Raw genomic sequence first — 26,010 nt, forward strand, 5'->3', positions numbered from 1 at the left:
CGGTACAGGCTCCGCTTGCTCCGACAGCTGATACATGTGATAACACGTGACGAATCGCGGTCGCAAATAGCTGTCGTTTCCGGGGGTCCGGTCGCTCCGTCACTCGGTGAGGATGGTGACCGGCCCGTCGAAGTTGAGGACGACGCGCTGTGCGGTGTCGCCGAACAGCGCCTTGCCGGTCGGCGAGCGCTGTCGCCCGGCGACGTAGACGTGGTCACAGCCGCGCTCGTCGGCGACGCGAATCACCTCCTCGGCGAACTCGCTCTCCTCGGCGACGACGCTGACGGCGTCGTACTCGACGGTCCCGTCGAGCGATTCGAACGCCTCGTCGGCGGCCTGCGACGCGAATCGGTTTGCGACCTCTCGGGCGGAGTTCGACTCCAGCGACGTGTTGGCGGCGTCGCTCATCGCCTGCAACGTCTCGGCGTTCTCGACGAGTTCGTCCTCGGTGACGCGCGTGAGGAGCACGAGCGGCGTGTCCGTACCGGCCGCGATTTGTCCGGCCTCGGCGAGGAGGCGTTCGTTGGAGTCCGCACTGTCGACTACCACTAGCGATGACTGCATACCGGTGCAACGGTGCTCCGGCGCATAAAACTATCCCGCGAGACGGGGTGGAGGCGTCGATTCGGCGGCGCGGTGACCGAGGGGGACGAGCGAGGGAGACGAACGAGCGACCCGCGCTCAGCGGTCGGCTCGGTACCGCTCGACCGCGTCCTCGTCGATTTCGACGCCCAGACCGGGGGCCTGCGGCACGTCCACCTCGCCGCCGGTCGGGTCGAACGGGGTTCGCAGAATCTCGTCGCGGAGCGGGTTCTCGCTCCGGTCGAACTCGACCATCATCGGGTCCGGGACGTGTCGGGTGTGCGGGTAGTCCGAGACGGACGCCGCGAACTGGACCGCCGCGGCGAGGCCGACAGCGCTGTTCCAGATGTGGGGCCGGACCGCCACGTTCTCCGTGCTGGCGAGGTCGGCGATGCGGCTCGCCTCCGAGAGCCCGCCGCACCGACCGAGGTTCGGCTGGACCACGTCGACCGTCCGGTCGTCCACGAGGCGCTTGAACTCGAAGCGGCCGTAGTGCGCCTCGCCGGCCGCCAGCGGCACGTCGACGCCGCGTTTGACCTCGCGGTAGCCCGAGAGGTTCTCCGGCGGGACCGGCTCTTCCATCCACGTGATGTCGAACTCCTCGATGGCCTTCGCGGTGCGAATCGCCTGTCGGGGCCGGTAGTTTCCGTTGATGTCGACCATCAGTCGCGCGTCGTCGCCGAGGAGTTGGCGGGCGGTTCGAACCCGCTCCACGTCGGAGTCCGTGCCGTTGCCGATTTTTATCTTGGCCGCCGAGAAGCCCTCGTCGACGGCGTCGCGAATCGGCTCGGCGATGTCTCGGTCTTCCTCGGTGAAGTACATCGTCGAGGCGTAGGCGGTGAGCGTCTCGCGGGGCGTTCCGCCGAGGAGTCGGTGGACGGGTTTCCCGGTCGCCTTGCCGACGAGGTCCCACAGCGCCACGTCGATGCCGCTGAGGGCGCTCTGGACGAAGACGCTCCCGCCGAAGTGGTACGGGTCGGTGTACGACTCCTCGGCGAGTCGCCGCACGTCGAAGGGTCCATGCCGACCACGTCGTCGCGGAAGAACTCGTCGACGACGGGCGCGACGACGCTCCCCGGCGCGAACGCCTCGCCCCAGCCGACCTCGCCGGTGTCGGTGTCGACGCGGATGAGCGTCGTCGCCCTGTCGTGGCCGAACCCGCGAGCGTCGCCGAGGCCCTCGCCGTCGGGGAGGCGGTGCGATATCGGGATGACTTCGATGTCGGTTATCTCCATGTCCGCTACACTGCGGACCGGTACAATATAGCTTGTGACGAGCGATCCGCCGGCGACCCATCAGCAGCCCACCGGCGTGGCGGAGGCGGGAGCGAGACGATCGAGGTGCTCGGGCCGGTTACATTCGTTTTCGGTATGTTCGGCCCGAGGAGTGCGAGCAGATACTGTCAAATAGCCATTAAATTTATTAAATTTCTTCTGAATGACTAATCGCTGGCAATCATGCCACACGTTAGCTACCATGACACACAACAGACGGCAGTTCATGAGAGCGATTGGTATCGGAACTATCGGGAGTTCGGCCCTTCTCGCGGCCGACTCAGCCGCAGCAGCGGACGATTCCGGACGTAACGGCTCGTCCGCCGGGTCACACTTCGACCCAGACGACGGCTTCGCCGATGCGGCCCCATGGCTCAACGACGACACGCCGGTGTACAAGGTGACCGAGCCCACGCGGGAGGCCCTCGAAGACGCGGTCCACCGGAGCGGACCGCGCGTTGTCGTGTTCGAGACCAGCGGAACCATCGACCTCGGAATGGAGTCGCTCGAAGTCACCGACGACAAGTGTTGGATAGCCGGGCAGACAGCTCCATCGCCGGGTGTGACCCTCGTTCGAGGGGGTCTCTACATCGAGGCGAACGACTGTGTCGTCCAGCATCTTCGAGTCCGGCCCGGCGATGCCGGCGCTGAGGAGGGTGACGATTGGGAACCAGATGCGATGCACACTGGTGACGACACGAGGAACAACGTCATCGACCACTGTTCGACGAGTTGGGCGGTAGACGAGACACTATCAGTCGGGTATCGAACCCGAAATACGACAGTGTCGAACTGCATCATCGCCGAAGCGCTCAACGACTCGAGCCACACCAAAGGAGAACACGGTTACGGGACGCTTGTCGGCGACTGCGCCAAGAACGTCACGATGGTGGGGAACGTATGGGCGCACAATACGGGACGGAACCCGGCACCGAAGGGGGGGACGACGACCGTTATCGCGAATAACGTCATCTACCACGCCACGGACTGGATCACCAGCTTTGGTGGTCCGGGTGAGTGTGAGGACACACCGGCGCGATCCGCGGTTGAGAACAATGCGTACGTTCGAATCGGGTCACACTACATCCAGTTCGGCCACGTCTACTACGAGGGGAACTACACCGCGCCGGAGACCCCGCCTGCAGCAGTGGACGAACGACTATCGCAGCGGCCCCTCTGGCCCGAAGGGCTAGCCCTCCTGCCCGCTTCCGCGGTGATGGAACACCAGTCCACATACGGGGGCGCGCGTCCCGCAGACAGGACAGACCAAGACCAACGTATCATTGCCAACGTCATCAACGGGACGGGAGAAATCATCGATAGTCAAGAGGAGGTCGGCGGCTACCCCAACTTGACGGTGAATAATCGGTCACTGAACGTCCCGGAAGGCGGGCTTCGACAGTGGCTCGAATCCCACGCGAAACGGGTCGAACAGCCGGGAGCGGAGTTACGGTGACGCCACAGCGTTCATCTCACTCGTCGTCGTAGTGGAACTCGGTCCACGGCCCGTCGCGGAACGGGTAGTCGTCGAGCACGTCGAGGTTCACCTCGATGCCAAGTCCCGGCTCGTCGGACAGCGAGAGGACGCCGTCCTCGACGGCGGGTTGGCCCTCGATGATGTCGAACGCGAGGTCGAAGGGGTACATTCCGGGGTCGGTCTCGGCGTCGAGGAGCGGGTCATTCTCGAAGACCGGGTATTCGAGGAGCGACACCTCGGGCGCGGCCGCGACGAGATGCGCGTTGGCGAGCAGGCCGACCCACGTCCCGAAGTTGTGCGGGACGAACTCCACGTCGCGGCCGACGCAGGACTCGACCGCCGGGCGACAGCCGGTGTAGCCGCAGTGGTGTCGAACGTCGCCCTGCAGGAAGTCCACCGCGTCGGTCTCGCCGAGCGCGACGAGTCCCTCGGGCGTCGGTTCGCTCTCGCCGCCGGCCAGCGGCGCACCCGTCTCCGCGAGGTCGACGTAGCCGGCGTGGTCGTCCGGCGAGACCGGCTCTTCGACCCAGTAGCAGTCCCGCTCGGCGGCGAAGGTGACGAGGTCTTCGACCGTCTCGCGGTCGTAGCCGTCGCGTATCTTCCACCACGTGTGCACGTCGAGCATCACCTCCATGTCGCCCGCGACGTCGGCGAGGAGTTCGATGGTCCGGCGGTCCCCGTCGGGGCCGATGCCCGGTCGGTACTTGTAGCCGAAGAAGCCGAGGTCGCGGATGGTCGCCGCCTGTTCGGCGTACCCCTCGGGTTCCATGTACATCCCGGCGCTCGCGTACAGGGGCATCTCCGTCGTCGGGTCGGTGCCGTACTCGTCGGCGAGCAGTTCGTAGATGGGCGCGCCGACCTGCTTCCCGCGGATGTCGTACAGCGCCACGTCGAGCGCCGAGATGGCCTCGTGGCGGAGTCGGTCGGGGAGGTCGGTGTCGCAGAGTATCGCGTGGGCGTCTTCGACTTCCTTGACGGTCTCGCCTTCGAGCGCGTCGGCGACGGCCCCGTTGACCACGTCCGCGAAGGTTCCCTGCGAGTCGCCCTCGAAATACTCCCGCATCGCGGAACTGCTCGCGCCCGCGGTGGCGATGCCGCGGAGTGCCGTCGGCCGATTCGACGACGACGAGCACCACGTCGCGTTTGAGGAGGCGTCGGACGCCGCCGTGGAAGGGGCGGTCCTGCGGCGGTTCGATGGGTGACGAGAGAGCGTATCCGCTGACAGTCGCGATTCGCATACCTGTACAGACTCGGCCACCACGATAAAACTCCGCCTCGCAAGCGGGACTCGGGGAGGGAGCGAAGACAACCGGGAGAAAGAGCGGCGCGCTACTGGAAGACGTCGGACGCGAACGGGTAGAGTTCGTCGAGGGCGACGCGCTCGTTCCGCCGGCCCGACTCGTAGGCCGCCATGGTGATGAGGACCGCCTTGAGGCCGTCGCGGGCGGTCGCGGGCGGCGTCTCGCCGGTCTCTATCGCGTCGAGGAACGCGGTACCCTTGCTCAGCCACCGCTCGTAGCCGTCGTAGGGGTGGTGTTCGGTCCCCTCATCGTCGATAACGTAGCCGGTCCGGTCGTCCCACTCGTGGCCTTCGAGGTATATCGCGCCCTCGTCGTCCCAGATGTGGACGTGCTCGCGGGTCCGCGCGACGACGCCCGTGTCGGAGACGTTCGCCACCGCGCCCTCGGCGAACTCGATGATGATAGAGGACTGGCGGTCGAACACCTGTTCGTCGTCGTGGAAGTCGACGTAGGCGTTGACGTGGGTGGGCGTGAGGCCGGTCGTCCAGAGGATGGCGTCGATGACGTGGGTGCCGACGTTCAGGAGGTGGCCGCCGCCGCTCAGTTCGGGGTTCATCCGCCAGTCGTCTTCCTTCTCGTAGTAGGACTGCCAGTCGTGGGTCACCTCGCCGGTGATAAATCGCGGGACGCGGTCGCCGTCGGCCCACTCGTCGTGGGCGCGCTTGTAGGCCGGGTTGAAGTGTCGCTGGTAGCCGACCATCACGGTTTGGTCGCTCGCCTCGGCGCGGGTCGTGAGTTCGTAGGCCTCCTCGGCGTCGGTCGCGAGCGGCTTCTCGCAGAGGACGTGGAGGCCGCGGTCCAACACGGCAGAGGTCTGTTCGTAGTGGAGGCCGTTGGGCGTCGCGACCGCGACGGCGTCCATCGGGGCCGAGTCGAGGAACGCCTCGAACGACCGGTAGCGGTGCGCCTCGGGAACGTCGAAGGAGTCGCCGACCTCGGCGAGACCGTCGGGGTCCACGTCGGAGACGGCGACGAGTTCCGACCGCGGGAGTTCGACGAACTGTTGACAGAGCCGACGGCCGAGGCTACCGAGGCCGACGACTCCGACGGCGATTGGAGACGAGTCTGTCTGACGCGGCATGGGTGCGACTACAGAGATGGGGCAGATAACTGTTGTGACGGTCCGCGGGCGCTCGGCGTCGCTCGCGACCCCCCTGTCCGAAGATTTTATGCGCGAGTACCCGGTGGTTCGGGTATGCCACTCGCAGAGAGCGGTGTGCGCGAGCACCTGCGCGGCGTCGCCGCCGGGCTCCTCACCCCGTTCGACGACGACCTCGACATCGAACACGACGAACTGGCAGCGAACGCGACGACGCTCTACGACGAGGGAATCCGCACGTTCCTCGCGTCGGCGAACATCAGCGAGTACCACTCGCTGACCCAGCAGGAGCGAATCGCGGTGACGGAGACGGCGGTCGACGCGCTCCCGTCCGACGTGTGCGTCCTCGCCGGCGTCGGCGGGAGCACGGCGGGCGCGCGGGAACTCATCGACGCCTACGACCGCATCGGCGTCGACGGGATGATGATAATGCCACCGGACCACACGTACGTCCACGAGCGCGGGCTGCTTCGCTACTACGAGAAGCTCGCCGAGGCCTCGTCGGCCCCGCTGGTGCCGTACGTCAAGGGCTTCGACCCGTCAACCAACTATCTCCGCGACCTCGCGGGGCTCGACGGCGTGGTCGGCATCAAGTACGCCATCGAAGATCCGGTCAAACTCGGCGCGGCCGCCAGCGCCACCGGCGACGACGTGGTCTGGGTGGACGGCCTCGCGGAGCCCTTCGCCGTCTCGTTCTGGAACGAGGGCATCGAAGGGTTCTCCGCGGGCGTGAGCAACTTCCGGCCGGAAGTTGGTCTCGCGCTGTTCGAGGCGCTCACCGAGGAGAACTGGGAGCGCGCCCGGGAGCTTCGGAACATCTGTCTGCCCTACCAGAACTTCCGCGACCGGACCGGACAGAACAACAGCCTCAACGGGGCTATCAGCGTCCCGGCGGTGAAGAAAGGCCTCGAACTGGCCGGCCTACGTGGCGGGGACGTCCGCGAGCCGATTCGGTCGCTGTCGGCCGAAGACGAGCGCCGCGCCGAGGAACTGTACGACCAACTCGACGACGACATCGAGCGCCTCATCGACTGAACGCGGACGACGGAAGAGGATAAACGCGACCGACGGAAGCCGCCGACCGACGACAACCACCGACCGACCGACGGTCCGAGAGCGACTGCGGTAGCCCGTACCGCAGTAGCGACGAGGGCCCACAGCGCGATGTCGGCGCGGAGAGTGACGACTGAAGCGGGCGGTGCGGCAACAGCGCGGCCGCCCTGCTCGCCTTGGCCCGGACGACCGGACCCCAGTAACTCGCGCGACCCAAATATTCATCACCCGAGACGCGGGGTATGTTGGCATGCGCGAGTTCGAAGCGACCGCCGAGGCGACTCGGCCGCCGACGTGGGCGCACAAACAGCGAGCACTCTTCGACCTGACGGCCGACGCAGTCGACCGGTTCGTCGACGACTACACCGGCCCCGACGGGGAACCGTTCTGGCCGCCGGACGACCACGTGGGCGTCGACGGCTTCGACGACGTGGTCGAGGGGTTCTACAACTGGCCGCTCGTGTACGCGATGGGCGGCGACGAACGCCTGCTCGACCACGCCCGCCGCGTGTACGAGGCCGCGCTCGAACGCGGCGCGGAGACGGAGACGCCGTTCGGCCATCCGATGGTCGTCGACGAGTTCGAACAGTGCCGCGACTGGTTCCACCTCGGCGAGGGCAACCTCTACACGTACAACATGGGCCTCGCCGCGCCCGACGACGACGCGGTCGTCGACCGGGCGAGGAAGTTCGCGGAGCTCTACACCGCCGACTCGGAGACGGGGAACTACGACGCCGAAAAGCGGGTGGTTCGCGGGCCGATGAACGGGAGCATGGGCCCGGAGTTCTGCGACTTCTCCGCCTACGAACACCACCCATACGGCGCGGACTACCGCTGGGCCAGACACGGCCTCCCGTGGCGGGACCTCGAGTTCGACGAGGCCGCGGACCTCCTCGACCCGGCGAACGAAGAGCGCCTGTTCGAGGTGTTGAACGAGCGCTGCGCGAAGGGCGACATCCCGCTGAACCTCAACATCACGAGCCTGATGACGAACGCCTACCTCCACACGGGAGACGACGACTACCGCGAGTGGGTCACCGACTACCTCGACGCGTGGCGGGAGCGGACGGCCGAAAACGGCGGCATCATCCCCGACAACGTCGGGCGCTCCGGTGAAATCGGCGAGTACACAGACGGGTCGTGGTACGGCGGCTACTACGGCTGGTCGTGGGGCGGGTGGCACTACGTCGGCATCGGACCGACGGTCGCCGCCGAGAACGCGGTCCTGCTCGAAGGCGACCGGGAGTATCTCGACTTCCCGCGGTCCCAGCTCGACGTGCTCATCGAAAACGGCATCGAGGTGGCCGAAGACGACGTACACAGCACGCTCTACATCCCGCACAAGTACGGCGACGAGGGTGACTACCACTACGACGCGTCGGGCGTCCTCACCGAAGACGACGGGGAAGTGCTGTGGCGGGACGGCTGGTACGAGTTCCAGCCGCACACGGACGACCCCTACGCGGTCCACCTCTGGTACATGTCGATGCGCGAGGAGGACCGAAAGCGGGTCCGCCGGCTCCGCGACTGGGGGAAGCAGGACTGGCGGCGGGTCGACCCGCGCGCGAAGACGAAACACGACGACGGCCACGAGTACGCGTGGCTCGCCTACCTCGACGGGGAGTTCCCGGACTACCCGGACCGAATCCTCGAAGCGACGCGCGAGCACGTCGACGAGCGACTGCGCCTGTTCGACGCCGAGGGGAACGAGCCGACGACCGTGGACGAGGACTACCTCAGAGACCGGAACCCCGCGTTCCACAAGGCGCTACTCCAACTCACGATGGGAGCGCCTCAGCCCGTCTACTACGGCGGCCTCGTGATGGCGCAGGTACGGCACTTCGACGCCCGCAGGGAGCGGCCGGGACTGCCGGCGGGCGTTGCCGCGCTCGTGGAGTCGGTGACGAAAGACGGGATCGAACTGACATTGGTTAACACCGGAGCAAGGGAAGAGGAAGTCGTCGTCCAAGCGGGCGCGTACGGCGAACACCGATTTACTACGGTCGAGACCGACGGAGTGGAGCGTGGTGTCGACAAAGGCGGAGCAGACGCCGATGCGGCCGACGACGGAGGTACGGACGCGCTCCGAGTTCGGCTCCCCGCCGGAAGCCGAATGTCACTTCAGGCCGGACTTGACCGCTTCGTCGACGACCCGAGTTACGACCACCCGTGGTCTGAGACGGGGTCGTAGGAACTCTCACGACGGCGCCGCGTGAGATTCGGGAGAAGCGCACGAAAAATCGAGATAGTATTTTTTGTTCTCTCTGCGGGAACGCTGATATTCGAGATGAGCCGGCAGGCAGTCCAGATAACGACTGATAAGGCTCGCTTCGAGTGGTTCGAGGGAGAGTTGACCCACGAGAGCTGAAATCGAGTCAGGAACTGTTCCCCTGTTGGGAATTATTAATCGAGGACGATTCACAGAGCCGAGTTAAGAATATCGGGGAGACAGTTCCGCCGATATATTACAACTATATGTCCGTAATCCTTTCCGGCTCGGGAAACGAGCATAATCTCTCGTGACACGGTGTTCAAAACCACAATATCTCATATTCTGCGTCTACAGCCCATAAGTCGGCACTTAACAATTGATTCCCGTCAGGGGAACAGTTTGGAGCAGCGAGTGAGACCCACTCTCTCGCTCGGGAGGTGAATTTATCAACGGGGACGAACACTATGGCGCATGCCGACACGAGTCACTGTCTGGAACGAGAACGTCCACGAACGAGAAGAACCAGAGGTCGCAGAGCGGTATCCGAAGGGAATCCACGGCACCATCGCGGAACATCTGGAGGGGCCGGACCGCGAGGTTCGGACGGCGACGTTACAGGAACCCGAACACGGGTTAGACGAGGAGACGCTCGACGCGACGGACGTACTGGTTTGGTGGTCCCACTGCGCCAACGACGAGGTGACAGACGCCGTCGCGAAGCGCGTCGTCGACCGCGTCCACGAGGGGATGGGCTTCATCCCGCTCCACTCGGGGAAGAACTCGAAGCCGTTCACGCGGCTGATGGGCACGACCTGCAACATCAAATACCGCCACGGCGGCGAGCGCGAACGCGTCTGGGTCGCGGATCCCGGCCATCCCATCGCCGACGGCCTCGACGAACAGTTCGTCATCCCGGCGACGGAGACCTACGGCGAGCCCTACGACATCCCGGAACCCGACAGAACCGTCTTCATCTCGTGGTTCGAGGGCGGCGACGTGTTCCGCTCGGGCGTCTGCTACCGCCGCGGCCGCGGGCGAATCTTCGCCTTCCGACCGGGTCACGAGGAGTACCCTATCTTCCACCAAGACGAGGTCAAACAAGTCATCGACAACGCCGTCGAGTGGGCGACGCCGACCGAGGGCGCGTCGGCGCGGTGGGGGAAGACTGACCCGCTCGAACCCGTCGGGGAATGAGGAAACTCGGGAGGTTCGGGTAATTCCCGTTCCTCTCTCGGGAATAGTTTCGACACGTCACGGTTCGGCCTCGAAAGCTAGAGAAGTTCTCGCACGGCGGTGCCCGAAACGACCGTCTCTGAGATGGTCGTCCACCAGTCGTTTGTCCCCAGCGGTACTGCCTCGTTACCGCTGTAGGAAAGCGGACGTAACTGGTCCGACCCCCGATTTTTATATCTCCATAGGACGGATACTACCGGTATGGCCACGAGTGTACCAGAGGTTAGTACAGAGACTGACAGCGATATCCGGGTCGGCGTGCGAACCCGAACGCTCTCCGACCACCGACTCAAGTACATCCGACAACTGGGTGCAACCGACATCTTCGTCGACCACGCCGACACCGACGAGGAACCCGACGAATTCAACGACCGAGACGGCAGCGACACCGTCGCGGTCGGCCGCGACTCGATTCCCTCGACTGCCGAACTCAGAGCCGCACGGGAGCAGGTCGAATCCCACGGCCTGCGACTCACGGGCATTCAATCGCTTCCGTACTCCCTCTACGGCGACATCATGTTCGGCCGAGAGGGCGAGGAGGAAGCCCTCGAACAGATAAAGACGCTTCTCCGCAACCTCGGCGAGGCAGATATCCCGATTCTCGGCTACCAGTGGAACCCGCGGGGCGTCGTGCCCATGCGGACCACGCCGGTCGAACTCCGCGGCGGTGCCGAAGGCACTGCGTTCGACCTCGACGAACTCGACGACCCCGACGAACTCGCGCCCGGACTCGACCGCGCTTACGAGGAAGAGGAGTTCTGGGCCAACTATGAGGCGTTTTTGGAAGAAGTGATTCCGGTCGCCGAGGAGGCGGGCGTTCGGATGGCGCTCCACCCTGTCGACCCGCCGGTGCTCGAATCGATGGGCGGCATCCCGCGGTTGTTCCGCAACGTGGAGAACTTCGAGCGCGCGATGGAACACGTGCCGAGCGATAATCACGGCCTCAAACTCTGTCTCGGCTGCTTCTCTCAGATGGGAGAAGACGTTACGGAGGTCCTTCGTCGGTTCGCCGAACGCGACCAGATCGTGTTCATCCACTTCCGCGACGTCGTCGGGACGGTTCCGAAGTTCAACGAGACGTTCGTCGACGAGGGGAACTTCAACACGGTCGAGGCCGTCGAAACGCTCGACGAGGTCGGCTATCAGGGTGCGGTCATCCCCGACCACGTCCCGAAGATGGAAGGCGACGATGACTGGCGGCACCGGGCGCGTGGCTTCACCATCGGGTACCTCCGCGGCGTCGTCGACACCGTTCGGAACAGGCACTAACCGCCCTGCTAGCGACTATTCTCATAGAAACGCTCGAAGAACCCACCTCACGGCACCACACAGTTCGGATTGAGAGAATGTGGAATCCGAGCGGTATCCCACACGGACGGAAGCTAGCGGTGCTCAAGACGCAAGTCGAGTCAGTCGATGAGGCGGGCGATATCGTCGTCTAACTGCTGGTATATCTCCTCGGCTTCCGCCTCGTCTTCGGACGAAAGCGGGCGGATAGGCTCGCGGACGTCCCCACCGTGAAGACCCGCGAGTTCGAGTCCCTTTTTCACCGCCGGGACGCTGATGGCCCCGTTGAGGCTGTTGTTCTGTCCGGTCCGGTCGCGGAAGTTCTGGTAGGGCAGACAGATGTTCCGAAGCTCCCGGGCGCGCTCCCAGTTCTCCTCGGTGAGCGCGTCAAATAGCGCGAGACCAACTTCCGGCCGGAAGTTGCTCACGCCCGCGGAGAATCCCTCGATACCCTCGTTCCAGTAACTAACAGCATACGGTTCCGCGAGGCCGTTTACCCAGACCACGTCATCCGAGCCAGCACTGATTGCGGCACCGAGTTTGATTGGGTCTTTCAGGGCGTACTTGATACCGACGACGTTCTCGATTCGCGTGAGGTCCGCCAGGAACGAGACTGAGGGGTCGAACCCACGGACATACGGCACGAACGGCGTCTCGGTCACGGACGCGAGTTCCTCGAAGTAGGACAGCAGGCCGCGCTCGTGGACGTACGTGTGGTCCGGTGGCATCACCATATGTCCGTCAACGCCGATGCGGTCGTAGGCGTCAATGAGCTCTTGCGCCTCGGTCGTTGGACCGCCGACGCCGGCGAGGACACAGGCGTCCGAGGGTAATGCATCGATGCTCGTCTCGGTCGATTTGATCCGCTCGCCCTGAGTGAGCGAGTGATACTCGCTGATGTTCGCCGACGCGAGGAACGTGCGCAGGCCGCTATCGTAAAGTAACCGCGCGTTTCCCTCGAGTTTCGAGTAGTCGATATCGCCACGCTCGTCGAACGGTGTCAGGAGTCCGGCGGCGACACCCCGCAGTCGCTCCATAACCACAGTTTCTGCTAACGGCATCAGTTCGGATGTGAGCGTAGCAGAGCATAAATCCACCGTCTAGTGAACAATTCGCACGGCATCGGACGCTTGAACTCAAAAAATACCGGCTGTATGAACCGCTCAGTAGTTCCGGTAGATGGTCTTCGTGGCGGTGAAAAAGTCGAGGCCCGCATCGCCCTGCTCTCGATACGTGTTCGTAGACGACTGTTTGTACCCCCCGAAGGGGACGTGGAGTTCGAGGCCAGTCGTTTTCTCATTGACTTTGGCGACGCCGGCCTCGATTCGGTCGAGGAACTCGTTCGCTTCGGTCAGGTCTTGCGTCACGATGCTCGCCGAGAGCCCGAACTCGACGTCGTTCGCCAGTTCGAGCACGTCCTCGAAGTCGCTCGCCTCGATGACCGAGAGGACGGGACCGAATATCTCTTCCTGTGCGATTCGCATGTCGTTATCTACGTCCGAGAAGACCGCGGGACGCACGTAGTATCCGTCGTCGTACTCGCCGTCGGCGAGTCGTTCGCCACCGGTTTCGAGCGTCGCGCCCTCGTCCACACCAATGTCGATGTATTCCAGCGTCGAATCGAGTTCTCCCTGCGAGACGTGCGGTCCGACATCTGGGTCGTCGAGACCCGGACCGACCACGATATCCTCGGCGTACTCCACCATCGCATCGACGAACTCGTCGTAGACGTCCTCGTGGACGATAGCGCGGGAGGCGGCGGTACAGGACTGTCCGGTCGTCCCGAACGCGCCGACGCCGAGGATTTCGACCGCCTCGTCGATGTCGGCGCTCGGCATGACGACGGTCGGGTTCTTCCCGCCCATCTCGCATTGAACGCGTTTGAGCCCCTCAGAGGCGGCTTGCGCGACGCTGGTCCCGACCGACGTACTCCCGGTGAACGAGACCGCGTCGATCTCCGCGTGCGTGGTCAGCGGAGCGCCGAGTTCGCTTCCCGGCCCGGTGACGAAGTTCACGACGCCGTCCGGAAGCCCGGCCTCGGCGAGACACTCGACGAGTATCCGCGTGGAGTTAGGTGCTTCCGACGCGGGTTTGGCGACGACGGTGTTGCCGGCGGCGAGCGCCGGGGCGAGCTTCCACGCCGGAATCGCAATCGGGTAGTTCCACGGCGTGATGATGCTGACGGTGCCGAGCGGTTCTCGCTTGGTAGATAACTCCTTGTTTCGCCCGCTCGGAGATTTGACCACGCCGCCGAGGTCGAGCGATTTCTGCGCGTAGTACGCGAAGATGTCGATAGCGCGCTGTACCTCGCCGGCCGCCTCGGACCGGGCTTTCCCCTCCTCACGAACGAGCATCTCGGTCGCCTCCTCCTTCCGCGATGCGAGTTCCTGAGAAGCACGGTTCAGGATGGCGCCGCGCTCCGGACCGGGTCGATTCGCCCACTCGTGCTGTGCAGCGACGGCCGCCTCGATTGCATCTTCGGCGTCCGCGGCGGTCGAGCGCTGAAACCGAGCGACGACATCGGCAGTGTCCGCGGGGTTCACTACCTCGAACGTGTCGCCGGATTCAGCGTCGACCCACTCTCCATTGACGAAGTTGCCAAAGGCTTGTTCCATGGCGGCCGCTAGTTCGCCAGCCCCGATTACCAATGTTTTGGTGGACCGGCCGTGAGCCCCGTTTTCGTCGAGCGAACAGCCCATCGGCCGACCGGGTTTGAATCAGTCGCGCGGGGACGACCGAGCCCCCAAACACGGACTGGGGCGCGAGGATGACTCACCGCTCGAGCGGCAACAGATGGGTCATCAAGAGTATCGGGAGTTAACCTCGATGACGTTGGCCGACTGCGCGACCTGCTCGTAAAGCTCGTCGCGCATCCGTTTGTCGGTCATTCGCTTCGAGGGCCCGGAGATACTCAGCGCACCCATGACCTCACCGTCGGGGGCGGACACGGCCATACCGATACACCGAACGCCGCGGATGTTCTCCTCGTCGTCGATCGAATACCCTCGTTCCCGGGTCTCTTCGAGGTCCGCTCTGAGCGCATCCGGGTCGGTTATCGTTCGGTCGGTCTCCTTGGTTAACTCGTGTCGCTCGATGATTTCGTCGCGGCGTTCCGACGGCATCTCGGCGAGGATGGCCTTTCCGAGAGAGGTGGAATGCATGGGCATCCGGTTGCCAACCTTCGACGCGGTTTCGACGGCGACGTTTCCCCGCACCTTTGCGAGATACACGACGCAACCCTGCTCTTCGGTCCCGAAGTGGACGACCTCGCCGGTGGCTTCAGCGAGTTGCGCGAGTTCTTCCTTGACGATGGTGTGGTCCGCGGTGTAGTTTTTCACTTCCTCAGCGATCTGGAGGAACCGAAGGCTCAGCCGGTACGTGTGGTCGTCTTTTACGACGAAGCCCTCGCTTCGAAGCGTCGCCAGATGCCCGTGAACGGCGCTCTTGGCAAAATCGAGTTCGTCGGCGATTTCTGTCACGCCGGCACCCTCGGTCTCGCGGAGAACGCCGATAATACGACACGCATTTTCCAATGTCCCGATTGTTCTTGAGCTGCTACGCCCCATACTGACAGCGTTTACCGTCGAACATCATAACAGTTGTTCTTCAAGAAAGAACGGATAGAGAGGCGAACAGACCGTTCTCGGTGGAACCGATGAGCAGCGGCGCGGATGAGGAGACACGATATGATTTGCCAGTAGAACTGTGGATTGTCGGCAAAAACCGTTCGTGAGAAAAGAATTGGCTGTTTCAAGCGTTCTACACCCATAGTTCGGTGTCCACTCACAGGAGAGAAGTGGAATCTCGATAGAGACCCGATGAGGATTACAAAAATATGTTTGTAATTGAAGGCTCTCCATTATCAGTTACTCCGACACGAAAGAGAGCCACGATAGACATTTACACGCATTTATCAGGCGGACCAGGATTTTTGTTCGTCAAGAAAGAACACTAGTAGAAGGCCGGTGAATCCACTCATAGTGGAACACAGCAAACAGGCGATGAATCACAAATCGAGATCGTCCAAAGGACCACATTCAGAGGACTCGGGTCCGGACGAGTACCGCCAAGCAGCATCGGGCAGCGGGATTGCCGTTTCGGACGCACGTGCGAAAACAAATTGTATGCAATAAAATCGTAGTTTTATCGAGATACCAAATTTTAATACCCTACAATATCATCATTTATCCGTATGATACCAGATGGCAAGCTGTCCCGCCGCAAACTGCTAAGTCTAACAAGCGCTGCAGGTGTGACAGCCATCGGGGGTTGTCTCGGTGGCGCGAGCTCGGGGAACAGCGGAAACGGAGGTAGTTCGGGCAACGGCGGGAACGGGTCTACGCCGGGACCGGCGGGGACACTCGGTGAGTGGAGTCTCGACATCAACGCGCCCAGTCCGGTTGTGGAGCGAATCACCGGCGAGGAGTGGACACCGCCGGAGTACGACGAGAACGAGGTGGCGTCGAGTATCGAGCGGATGAACCTCGGTTCGATGAAGAACGACCCGGCCACGGAGTGGTTCTCGGACAAGTTCACAGAGCAGGTTGGTATCGAGACGACGCCGGTAACGGTACCGTCGACGAACGCCGTGTCGAAGATGCGGACGCTGCTTTCGGCCGGTTCGAAGAACCCGGTCCTCATGCAGATCTCGCAGGAGTTCTTCATGGACTTCGTCGCGGAAGGATGGCTAGAACCGGTCGACGAGCTGTGGGACGATAGTGCGTACGGCCTGTTCCCGCCTTACTTCAAGGACCAGCTGACCACGGGTATCGACCCGTCGCTCGAAGGCGAACACACCTACATCGGCGTCGCGCTGAGCGAGGCACACTGGTTCAACTACAGTCCGAAAGTGCTCAAGGAGCTCGGGTTCGAGGGAGACTTTTTGGAGGAGTCGACCTGGGAAGACGTCCGAGAAGTCTGCGAAGAGGCGAGTTCGCACAGTGAGGATTACTTCGGCTTCGCGTGGTGGGGGAAGGGCAACCGCTACCCCATCTACCCGTGGCTCCTGATGACGTGGTCGCGAGGAGGAAGCTTCGTGCAGGACGACGGAACGGTCGTCGTGAACTCCGACGAGGCGGTCGCAGCCCTCGAGTGGCAGCGCACGCTCATCGACGAGGAACTGGTCCCCAACGTGGCCCAGTACGGGGAGGGCGGACTCGCCGACCTCTTCCTCAGCGGGAAGCTCGCGGGCTACGTCGGCAAGCCGGGGATGATGCAACTCGCCTACGAGGAGTGGGGCGACGACACCGACAAGTACGACGTCGCACTGCCCCCGAAATCCGCCGGGAACGAGCGAGTCAGCTACATGAACACCGACTTCCTTGCGGTCAATCGGGCCGCACCACCGGAGGCGAAGCGGGCCGCAATGGTGTACATGGACGGCTCTCGGAGCGCGGTTGCGAGCGCCCAAGAGTACGACATGGAAGGGAACTACCCGGCGAACAAAGAGGCGTGGAACACCGAGATTCTGGCCGACGCACGTCACGGCGAAAAGGCCCGCCGGAACGCCGAAATCGCCAAGGTCGAACTGTGGCCGAAGCAGATTCAGACGTACGACGCGCTGATCAGTCAACTCCAGAGCGTCTGGCTCCAGGACAAGACCGCCCAAGCGGCTCTGGACGAAGCCCAGTCGAAAATCGACGGAATCTTGGAGCAAAACTAAGGAATGTTAGCCGAAGACGAGACCCAGTCGTAGCTCACTAACCGAGGACGTGACCTGCCGCGTCTGCCCCAACATCACGGACCCGCGTAGTCAGTCATGACCAGCCACACGGTACGAACGTCGCGGTAACTCGTTCTCTTCGGTCTCGTCTTCTCCAGTTCGAAAACGGACAGCGACGGCGACGGTTACCAGCGCGGCTTGTTCGGAAGCCAGTCGGACCGGCCCACGGAGCTTTCGCCGGCGGCGTATTCGGCAGCCATCGAACTGACGTCGGAGTACGCCAACGGGTCCGTCTCCTCGTAGCGCTCCGCTAGTCGTTCGAGTTTCGACTCGTCGAGGTCGACGCCCAATCCGGGGGCGTCAGGAACCGGAATCGAACCGTCTTCGAACGTGAACGGCGTCGAAACGACATCGTCTACCATCCACGGATAGTGCGTGTCGGGGGCGTACTGCAGGTTCGACATGGCCGCCGCGACGTGTGTCATCGCGGCCATACTCACACCCAGATGTGAGTTCGAGTGCATCCCGACACTGAGGTCGAACGTCTCGGCGACATCGTCGAGACGGACGTTTCCGGTCAGACCGCTCCAGTAGTGATGGTCGCTCAAGATGACGTCCACCGCATCAGTCCGGACCGCCGGCGCAATCTGGTCGAAGTCGACCACGAACATGTTGGTCGCCACCGGCAGCGAGGTGTTACGCTTCAACCGGGCGTGGGCGTTCATCGTCGGGACCGGGTCTTCGAGGAACTGAACCCGGAGGTCCGAACGCTCGAGTTCGCGGGCGACGCGTGAGGCCGTTTCGACGCTCCACGCGCCGTTCGGGTCGATACGAAACGGGGTCTCCGAGCCGAACTCATCAGCTAACCGTTTCAACGTGCGAACCTCCTCGTCGGGCTCTAACACGCCGCCTTTCAGCTTGAGGGTCGAAAAGCCGTGGCGGTCCACGAACGCCCGCGCCTCTTCGACCATCGTTTCCGGCGAATCGACAGCGTGGGGAGCGATATGCGACTCGTCGGGGGCCTCAGTTTCGTACTTGTAAAAGAGGTATCCGGAGTACTCGACTTCGTCGCGGACCTTCCCGCCGAGGAGATTGTACACCGGTTCGCCGACTTCCTTGCCGATGATGTCTAACAGCGCGGTGTCCAGCGCGCCGTAGGTCATGGGGTCCTGAAGCCGGAGTTCGAGCGGTTTCCGAGCGTGAGGGTTCATTCCCTCGACGAGACTTCGGGCGCGCTCAAGTGCGTCGATGATTTTCTGGTCGCCGTACGTCTCGCCAATCCCGACTTGTCCGTCAGCGGTCGTGAGTCGAATGATGGTCCGTGCGGCGACGTTCGTGTGTGCGCCCCAGGAGTTCCGAAGCGGGGGTTCGGTGTGTGCAACCGGGATGACTTCGAGGTCGGTGATACGTCGTTCGTTCGAAGGCGTGTCGCGTGTGGGTGAGCTCATGTATCTGATCTTCTCGGTGTCTACCCGCGGAGTGGGTGTCCGTCTCAACGCGTAGTCGAGGTTTATGACCCGAACGCGGATAAACAGGATAGGAAGACCGATTACTTAGTTTTTGTTCGGGGTATCGCCGCTTGGCGCAACTGTTACACGGGGTGCCGACTGAACGCCCGGTTCTACCCGAATATTTATGTTAGGTGCTGTTGCGGACTAGGTATGGATATTCGCGACATCCAGGCGTACGCAGTATCATCGCCGATCGATCCGCCGCAGGAACGCCAGTTCCACGGTGGAATGCGACGGCTCAACAAGCGAGACGTCGTCATCATCGTCGTCGACACCGCCGACGGGGAACGTGGCTTCGCGACGGCCGGGGCCAGTAGCTCGGCGATGCGGGAGTACTTCGAGGGAGATTCGCAGGGGACGTTCGCCGACGTGGTGAACGAGAGCATCGCCGACCAACTCATCGGAGAGACCGTCGAAGAACCGGCCGACGTGCAATCGCTCGTTCGGGAACTGCCGCTTCCGGAGCGGGCGAAGACCGAAGCGGCCTCGGCGCTCGACGTCGCGCTCCACGATATTCGTGGCAAGGAACTCGGCGCGCCGGTGTACGAGCTACTCGCGGACCAGTACGACGACCACGACGGCGCCGCGCCGACAGACATCCCGCTTTACGCGAGCGCCGGGATGTACATGGAACCGGAGGGGTACGTCCAGCAGGCGAAGACGATTGAGGAACTCGGGTTCTTCGGCTACAAATACCGGCCCGGAATCGGCCCCGACGAGGACCGGCGGACGGTCTCGCTCCTCGCCGACGCCCTCGACGACACCGAGATAATGCTCGACGTGCACACGTGGTGGAAACTCGAAGACGGGTACGACGAGGAGACGGTTCGGGACCTCGTGAAGCACGCCGGAACACAGGGTGCGTACTGGGTCGAAGAGCCGCTCGAGCCGGAAGACTACGAGGGGTACGTCGAGATGGCGAAGCAAGGAGTTCCGCTCGCCGGCGGCGAGAGCGAATCCACGGATGGACTGGTGAAACTCGGAGAGACCGGTGCAGTCGACTTCCTCCAAGGCGACGTCCGGCACCACAGAGGTTTCAGCGGCTGTCAAGCGGCTATCGAACTCAGTCGAGGCCGGGAGATGGAGTTCGTCCCGCACAATTTCGGAACGTGGTTCGGACTGATTGCAAACGCGCACTTGGTCGCGTCGGCACCCGAGGTCCGACTGCTCGAATATCCGGTCTTCGAGAACGATCCCGTGCTGTCTGCCGAGCACGACCCCGGAATGTACCAAAACGACGTCGCGTTCGACATCATCGAAGGACAACCCGATATCGAAGACGGGCGACTCTCGCTGTCGGACGACCCCGGCCTCGGAATCGAGATAGACTTGGATGTCGTCGAAAAATACCCCTTCCAAGACGGTCCGTGGACCGAGTTCCACTACCACGACGAGGACGAGGCGGTCCCAGAATAAGAATCGACGAACACTTTGTGCGACGCTGACGCGGCGTCGCAACCTCGGTTTCTCGACACCGGTGCAGACAGTGTGTTGGTCTCGAACCTGTCCGATGATGAATTGTTAACAAAAGATATAATAGGGAACGGTAGAGATTAGCACGCAGATGGCTTCGAGAAGTACTACTAAAGACATCCGTGAAGGGTTCGGCCTCTTCAGCGGGGACGAAACAGGAGACGTTGGACCGATACGGGAGTGGATCAACGACAAGTTCATGTTTGTCGTTCTCACGCCTCCGCTCGCGCTGCTCGGGGCGATCGTGCTCCTCCCGACGAGTTACCTGGTGTGGACCAGTACTCACATCACTAACCAGTACCGTCCGGACGAGTTCATCGGATTAGAGAACTTCATTCAGGTGTTCCAAGATCCGATGTTCTACTTATCTCTGCAGCATTCGGTCATGTACGTGTTGGGGTCCGTGACGGTCGCGTTCCTCCTCGGGCTGACCGCCGCACTCGCCATCAACCAAGTGATGTCGAAGCGGGTCCGAAGTACGTTTACCGTACTCATCCTGCTCGCATGGGCCGTTCCCCTCGTCGTGACAGGGCTCATCTGGCGGTTCATGCTACACGCGGACTACGGTATCGTGAACGGCATCTTCATGCAATTGGGGCTTATCTCCGAGAACCTCGGGTTCATTACCGACCCGACGCTGGCGTTCGTCTCTATCATCGTAGTCGACGCCTGGGCACGCGCACCGTTCGCGTCGATTCTCCTCTTGGCGGGGCTCCAAACGATACCCGAAGACCTCTACGAAGCGGCGAAGGTCGACGGTGCGAACTTCCTGCAGCAGTTCCGGGACATCACGCTTCCGCACCTCAAGCCGCAGGCGGCGATTGCCCTGCTCATCATGTCTATGTTCGCGTTCCGCACGTTCTCCATCGTCTTCGCGATGACCGGTGGAGGCCCCGCGAACTCAACTCGCGTGCTCGCGACGTACATCTACAGCGTCGGAATTACGCAGTCTCGACTCGGCTACGCGTCAGCCCTCTCGATAATCATGATTATCATCACGCTGATATTCGTGAGTATCTACGTCCTGCAAGTCCAAGAGGACGCCCTCGAAACAGCATAACCAACAATGTCAATGAAAGAGTCACTCACAAGTTCGAACCGCCAATACGAGATCATCCAACAGATCGGTCGGTTCATAACGGGGAAGTACGCCGTCACGGCGGTGCTCTCGGCCCTCGTCCTGTATTTCACGTTCCCGGTCTACTGGACCTTCGTCTCCAGTATCAAGACGATGGGCGGGATTCACGCGTTCCCGCCGAACTTCATCCCCGTAGAGGTCATAGACCCAATCTGGAAGAACTACACCGACCTGTGGTTCCAACGGGCGTTCAACATGTTCACGCTCAACAGCCTCGTCGTCGCGATTGTAACGACGGTGCTGGTCGTGAGTTTCGGGACGCTCGCAGGGTACGGGTTTTCGAGATTCCGCTTCCCGTACGACGACTACGTGTTCATCGGTATCCTCGGCGCTCGTCTGCTCCCACCGATCGGCATGCTCGTCCCGTTCTACCGACTGTTCAGCATCGGTGAGCTCATCGACACCCGAATCGCGCTCATCATGGTCTACACCTACATGAACCTGCCACTTGTCGTGTGGCTGATGCGGAACTACTTCGTCTCGATTCCGGCGGACCTAGACGAGGCCGCGTACATCGACGGAGCGACCCGGTTCCAGACGTTCAAGGACATCATCCTGCCGCTGGCGAAACCGGGCGTCGCCGCCTGCGCGATTCTCACGTTCCTGTTCTCGTGGCGTGAGTTCCTGTTCGCGTTCGTCCTGACGTTCACCGAGGCCTCGAAGACGATTCCCGTGGGGGCGATGATGATGCTCGAAGACGTGGTCATCCTCTGGAACTACCTCGCGGCTGCGGGCTTCATCGCGATGCTCCCCGCACTGCTGTTCGTCATCCTGTTCCAGCGGCACATCGTCAGCGGACTCACGGCCGGTGCAATTAAAGGATAGATACGAGAACAAACAACGCAAGCCAGACAAGTACACGCAGACACACCCACAACAATGAGTAAAACAGACACGCTAGAAGTCGACCAGACGAGTGAGAGCATCAACCGCAGTGAGACGTTCCTGAAGATAGACGGCCTGACGAAGGTGTACGACGACGGCGGAAGCGGTGTCGTTGCCGTCGACGACATGAACATCAACATCAAAGAGGGTGAGTTCATCGTCTTCGTCGGACCGTCTGGCTGCGGGAAGTCGACGACGCTCCGTTCCGTGGCCGGCCTCGAAGAGATCACCGAAGGACAGATCGTCATAAACGGCGAGAACGTGGAGGGCCAGCCACCGCGTCAGCGTGACATCGCGATGGTGTTCCAGTCGTACGCACTGTACCCGCACATGACCGTGCGCGAGAACATGGAATACCCGCTGAAAGTTCGCGGCGTCCCCAAAGAAGAGCGTGAACGGCGAGTCGAAGAGAGCGCCGCCCTGCTCGAGATACCAGAGCTCCTCGACCGCCAGCCGAAAGACCTCTCCGGTGGACAGCAACAGCGCGTCGCGCTCGGGCGGGCAATCGTCCGCGAGCCTCGCGTCTTCCTGTTCGACGAGCCGCTATCGAATCTCGACGCGAAGCTCCGCGTCCAGATGCGGACGGAGCTCAACAAGCTTCACAACAAGATCGGCAAAACGTCGATTTACGTGACCCACGACCAAGCCGAAGCGATGACCCTGAGCGACCGCGTCGTCGTCATGAACGACGGGGAGGTCCAACAAATCGCACCGCCGCAGCAGGTGTACGACCAGCCGGCGAACGAGTTCGTAGGCGGGTTCATGGGGAGTCCATCGATGAACTTCTTCGATGCGACGGTCAACACCGAAACCGAGGAGATAACCACGGACGCGTTTACGATTCCGCTTCCGGAGTGGATGCAAGAAGAACTCGACCGGACGGGCGAATTCGATGCACGCTTTGGCGTCCGACCCGAAGACATCACCGTCGATAGGCAGAAAGCCGGCGAGACCGATACGAGTCACACGACCGTGGACGTCGTCGTCGTCGAGGAGATGGGATCGAATTTCTTCCTGACCGTGGAAAACAACAACGTCGAGTACAAGGCCATCGTCGAGCCGGACGCCAACATCGAGCGCGGCGATGCGTTGCACCTTGACTTCAATCTCGATAAGTGTCACCTGTTCGATGCGGCGACGGGAGATACGCTCGTCTACGAGATACAGCGGTAAGTCGCCACCCCTCCAGCCGTCTATTTTCACGTTTGCGTTCCTCTCGGAGCGACCGGTAACGGCCACACGGACCAACCAGAGGTCGTGTACCGAGAAGGCCACGGGGTCACGACCCATACCCAGCAAGGGAACGCGAACTTGGTAGTCGCTCACCGAGGCGGGAACAGCGGCGTCAAAACCGCTGAATTCGGGGGTCACGCGACAAAGAGAGCGAGACGTGCTTCGTCTTAGCGGGATATCGTTCCCCCAAGAGGAATCGTTCTTCGGTCGAGTATAACTGTAGACCGGATAGGGGCGTTTCCAAGAGCAATAATTACACTACTACAGGTGTAATTCACGAGGAGAGATATTGAGATATACATGCAATGTAAATTCAAATTCTGAGCGCGAGAATTAAATAGTGATAGACGATACTGTAAGGGGGAAACGGCTTCGGGAGTTCCCGTCTCGGGAACGCATCGCGGTTCGAGGAGTAAGAGCACTGAGAGTCACGTCAGATGTCGTTCACCGCCGCAGAACGAAAATCGCTCCATTGTTTCGGGACGGGCAGTAGCCTCGTCGCTATGGAAATTCTTCGGTGCGGTCCACCCCGGAATCGAGCGTCGTGAATTGAGAAGGTGACAGATTCAAATGTATATTTGGAATATGATAGTTTTCCAAATTGATGCGGAGAGCTACGACGTACTCGCAGTCGGGTTCCACCGTGAGGCGACGGCACGCACCACCCACCCGCCGACTCGCCCACAGCCCAGACCGAACAGGGAGGCGAGACAGAGAACGGCTCCGGCGGCGAGTGCGAAGAACGCGACTCTGGACAGCGGCCACGCCGCCGTTGTTCCCGTCGTCACCGCGAATATGACCAGTTCTAGAACGCCGCCGAGAAAGCCGGCGCGAAGTCCGGCGGCGTCCGGGTCCGTCGAGCGGACTGCGGCGACAGCCCCCGCAATGAACGCGCCGAATATCATCATGCCGGCACCGACGGTCGACTCCGATTCTGGGAGCCAGTTGACAACCGCGATAACGGGGAGCGAGGCAATCACACCGATGAGCGCGGCGTTCCATGCTGGGGAGAAGGGCCTGAATCGGGGAGTCGAGACCATCGTCGCGTATGTAAGATAGCTAATAATTCATATAGCTTGGCAGGGTTGGATCTCGAGGGGAGGAGTTTCGAATCCGATTCCGAGTCGCTCGTGTGCCGATTCGTAGACAGCGAGCCTACCGAGTCAACGGATCCAGACAGTATTATCTGAAATAGTATAGGAAGTTGATTTCTAAATTTCTCTTATGTGTGTTGGTGACGTTGTCAGCCCCGACGGAAGAGATACTACCATCCCCGGAGAACGTGTTCTATGGCAGACAGTACAGAAGTCGACGAGCTGGTTGTCACGGAGCTTTCCGACACGAACTCGACGGCGCTCGAAGCCGGCCGCACGGAGTCGGTCGACCTAAGCGACGTGGCGGTCACGCGAGCGACGCTGGAGCCGGAGTGGGGAACCGACAGCGACCGCGGGAGCGTGGAGCCAGACTACTGCCAGAACGCCCACGACATCTACGTCGTCTCCGGGACGCTCGGCCTCGAACTGGACGACGGGACGCAGACGGAGATTACTGCCGGCTGTGCCGCGACTATCCCACCGGGACACCGCGGCTGGACGGTCGGAGACGAGCGACTCGTCTATCTGGAGTTCGACCCGAGCGAATAACCGTGACTACCATACCGTCGGTCCGCGTAACGGTCCGACGAGATGTCCCGATTCGTGGCGGCCGCGTGCCAGCTAGACTCGCGAGACGACAAGGCGGCGAACGTGGAGCGGGCGCTCGGCCTCCTCGACGAGGCCGCGGCCGACGGCGCTGACTTCGTGGCGTTCCCGGAGATGACGACCTTCATCGGCCCGGAAGAGCGGTTCGACGAGGTCGCGGAGTCGCTCGACGGGCCCACGATACAGCGGCTTTTCCGAGAAGGCCCGCGAGCACGGCGTTTTCGTCCACACGGGGAGCTTCTTCGAGCGGATTCCGAACAGCGACCGGGTGTACAACACGTCGGCGCTCATCGGCCCGGGCGGTGAGGTGCTCGACACCTATCGGAAGGTCCACCTGTTCGACATCGAACTCGACGGGAGCGTCGAACACCGGGAATCGGACTACGTCGCCCCCGGCGACCGGACGGTAACGGTCGATACCGACCTCGCGACGTTCGGCCTCTCTATCTGCTACGACCTCCGGTTTCCGGGACTCTACCGAACGATGGCGCAGTCCGGCGCGAACGTCCTTCTCGTCCCCGCGGCGTTCACGATGCACACCGGAAAAGACCACTGGGAGCCGCTGCTTCGCGCCCGCGCAATCGAGAATCAGGCGTACGTCATCGCGCCCGGGCAAATCGGCGACAAGCCGTCGTGGGTCGAGACCTACGGCCGCACGCTCGTCGTCGACCCGTGGGGGAACGTGATTTCGAAGGCGCGGGACCGCGAGGAAGTCGTCACGGCGAGCATTGACCTGTCGCACCTGGACGATATCCGCCGCGACATGCAGACGCTCCAGCACGCGCGTCCGGACGTGTACGAGCGGTCGGACGAGTGAGTAGGGGGAAGTGAATGAGCGACGCGGTGACGATTCGTGACACCAGTCGAGATAGCTCCGTCGAGAACTCCGT

Annotated in this window: 19 protein-coding genes and 3 pseudogenes; 13 read left to right on the top strand and 9 right to left on the bottom strand. The window is 62.3% G+C overall.

Features of this window, described 5'->3' with window-relative positions:
* Positions 1-99: 99 nt before the first annotated feature.
* Both ATB1_RS14995 and ATB1_RS15000 read right to left on the bottom strand, forming a co-directional pair.
* Positions 100-549: a universal stress protein gene (locus tag ATB1_RS14995; RefSeq protein WP_052368035.1), complete on the bottom strand. Its 450-nt coding sequence runs from the start codon at positions 547-549 to the stop codon at positions 100-102.
* 132 nt (positions 550-681) lie between these two features.
* Positions 682-1,817, bottom strand: a pseudogene (locus ATB1_RS15000) (mandelate racemase/muconate lactonizing enzyme family protein).
* A 241-nt stretch (positions 1,818-2,058) separates the two neighbouring features.
* Here ATB1_RS15000 and ATB1_RS15005 point away from each other — a divergent pair.
* Entirely contained in the window at positions 2,059-3,312 is a 1,254-nt protein-coding gene (locus tag ATB1_RS15005; protein WP_128081484.1) for a polysaccharide lyase family 1 protein, read from the top strand.
* 16 nt (positions 3,313-3,328) lie between these two features.
* Here the strand turns inward: ATB1_RS15005 and ATB1_RS15010 are convergent.
* Together ATB1_RS15010 and ATB1_RS15015 are read right to left on the bottom strand one after the other, a co-directional pair.
* Positions 3,329-4,571 (bottom strand): annotated as a pseudogene (locus ATB1_RS15010) (mandelate racemase/muconate lactonizing enzyme family protein).
* A 91-nt stretch (positions 4,572-4,662) separates the two neighbouring features.
* Positions 4,663-5,715 carry a Gfo/Idh/MocA family protein gene (locus tag ATB1_RS15015; RefSeq protein ID WP_042665197.1) on the bottom strand — a complete coding sequence of 351 codons (1,053 nt, stop codon included), beginning with the start codon at positions 5,713-5,715 and terminating at the stop codon, positions 4,663-4,665.
* Between the two features lie 114 nt (positions 5,716-5,829).
* Here ATB1_RS15015 and ATB1_RS15020 point away from each other — a divergent pair, with 114 nt between their 5' ends.
* From ATB1_RS15020 to ATB1_RS15035, 5 genes are all read left to right on the top strand, one after another.
* Complete coding sequence (locus ATB1_RS15020) at positions 5,830-6,768, top strand: dihydrodipicolinate synthase family protein (protein WP_052368037.1); 939 nt, start codon at positions 5,830-5,832, stop codon at positions 6,766-6,768.
* Between the two features lie 268 nt (positions 6,769-7,036).
* Entirely contained in the window at positions 7,037-8,977 is a 1,941-nt protein-coding gene (locus ATB1_RS15025) for a hypothetical protein (RefSeq protein ID WP_042665200.1), read from the top strand.
* Between the two features lie 21 nt (positions 8,978-8,998).
* Entirely contained in the window at positions 8,999-9,154 is a 156-nt protein-coding gene (locus tag ATB1_RS22080; protein ID WP_157837757.1) for a hypothetical protein, read from the top strand.
* A 315-nt stretch (positions 9,155-9,469) separates the two neighbouring features.
* A complete protein-coding gene (locus ATB1_RS15030; protein WP_042665203.1) occupies positions 9,470-10,192 on the top strand; it encodes a ThuA domain-containing protein in 723 nt (240 codons plus the stop codon).
* A gap of 240 nt (positions 10,193-10,432) precedes the next feature.
* Positions 10,433-11,500, top strand: coding sequence for a mannonate dehydratase (locus tag ATB1_RS15035; protein ID WP_042665205.1), 1,068 nt, complete (start codon positions 10,433-10,435; stop codon positions 11,498-11,500).
* 140 nt (positions 11,501-11,640) lie between these two features.
* Here ATB1_RS15035 and ATB1_RS15040 read toward each other — a convergent pair whose 3' ends face one another.
* The 3 genes from ATB1_RS15040 to ATB1_RS15050 form a co-directional block, all read right to left on the bottom strand.
* On the bottom strand, positions 11,641-12,579 hold the full coding sequence (locus ATB1_RS15040) for a dihydrodipicolinate synthase family protein (protein WP_042665207.1): 939 nt from the start codon (positions 12,577-12,579) through the stop codon (positions 11,641-11,643).
* 102 nt (positions 12,580-12,681) lie between these two features.
* On the bottom strand, positions 12,682-14,133 hold the full coding sequence (locus ATB1_RS15045) for an aldehyde dehydrogenase family protein (protein ID WP_042665210.1): 1,452 nt from the start codon (positions 14,131-14,133) through the stop codon (positions 12,682-12,684).
* Between the two features lie 186 nt (positions 14,134-14,319).
* Complete coding sequence (locus ATB1_RS15050) at positions 14,320-15,084, bottom strand: IclR family transcriptional regulator (RefSeq protein ID WP_042665212.1); 765 nt, start codon at positions 15,082-15,084, stop codon at positions 14,320-14,322.
* Positions 15,085-15,770: 686 nt separating this feature from the next.
* Between ATB1_RS15050 and ATB1_RS15055 the strand changes: the two genes are divergently transcribed.
* Positions 15,771-17,180 (top strand): extracellular solute-binding protein, encoded by a 1,410-nt coding sequence (locus ATB1_RS15055; RefSeq protein ID WP_206742060.1) that lies wholly within the window; start codon positions 15,771-15,773, stop codon positions 17,178-17,180.
* A gap of 185 nt (positions 17,181-17,365) precedes the next feature.
* On the opposite strand, the gene ATB1_RS15060 is transcribed toward ATB1_RS15055, so the two are convergent.
* On the bottom strand, positions 17,366-18,628 hold the full coding sequence (locus ATB1_RS15060; RefSeq protein ID WP_052368038.1) for an enolase C-terminal domain-like protein: 1,263 nt from the start codon (positions 18,626-18,628) through the stop codon (positions 17,366-17,368).
* 213 nt (positions 18,629-18,841) lie between these two features.
* Here ATB1_RS15060 and ATB1_RS15065 point away from each other — a divergent pair, with 213 nt between their 5' ends.
* From ATB1_RS15065 to ATB1_RS15080, 4 genes are all read left to right on the top strand, one after another.
* Positions 18,842-20,107 carry a mandelate racemase/muconate lactonizing enzyme family protein gene (locus tag ATB1_RS15065; RefSeq protein WP_042665218.1) on the top strand — a complete coding sequence of 422 codons (1,266 nt, stop codon included), beginning with the start codon at positions 18,842-18,844 and terminating at the stop codon, positions 20,105-20,107.
* A gap of 148 nt (positions 20,108-20,255) precedes the next feature.
* Positions 20,256-21,224, top strand: coding sequence for a carbohydrate ABC transporter permease (locus ATB1_RS15070; protein WP_052368039.1), 969 nt, complete (start codon positions 20,256-20,258; stop codon positions 21,222-21,224).
* A gap of 12 nt (positions 21,225-21,236) precedes the next feature.
* Entirely contained in the window at positions 21,237-22,127 is an 891-nt protein-coding gene (locus ATB1_RS15075) for a carbohydrate ABC transporter permease (RefSeq protein WP_042665222.1), read from the top strand.
* Between the two features lie 54 nt (positions 22,128-22,181).
* Positions 22,182-23,360: an ABC transporter ATP-binding protein gene (locus ATB1_RS15080; RefSeq protein WP_082256452.1), complete on the top strand. Its 1,179-nt coding sequence runs from the start codon at positions 22,182-22,184 to the stop codon at positions 23,358-23,360.
* Between the two features lie 674 nt (positions 23,361-24,034).
* Here ATB1_RS15080 and ATB1_RS15085 read toward each other — a convergent pair.
* Complete coding sequence (locus tag ATB1_RS15085; RefSeq protein ID WP_042665224.1) at positions 24,035-24,460, bottom strand: DUF5518 domain-containing protein; 426 nt, start codon at positions 24,458-24,460, stop codon at positions 24,035-24,037.
* A gap of 249 nt (positions 24,461-24,709) precedes the next feature.
* Between ATB1_RS15085 and ATB1_RS15090 the strand changes: the two genes are divergently transcribed.
* Together ATB1_RS15090 and ATB1_RS15095 are read left to right on the top strand one after the other, a co-directional pair.
* On the top strand, positions 24,710-25,063 hold the full coding sequence (locus ATB1_RS15090) for a hypothetical protein (protein ID WP_042665228.1): 354 nt from the start codon (positions 24,710-24,712) through the stop codon (positions 25,061-25,063).
* Positions 25,064-25,105: 42 nt separating this feature from the next.
* A pseudogene (locus ATB1_RS15095) lies at positions 25,106-25,937 on the top strand (carbon-nitrogen hydrolase family protein).
* The last annotated feature ends 73 nt before the right edge of the window (positions 25,938-26,010 follow it).

The sequence above is a fragment of the Haloferax sp. ATB1 genome (assembly GCF_000730175.1).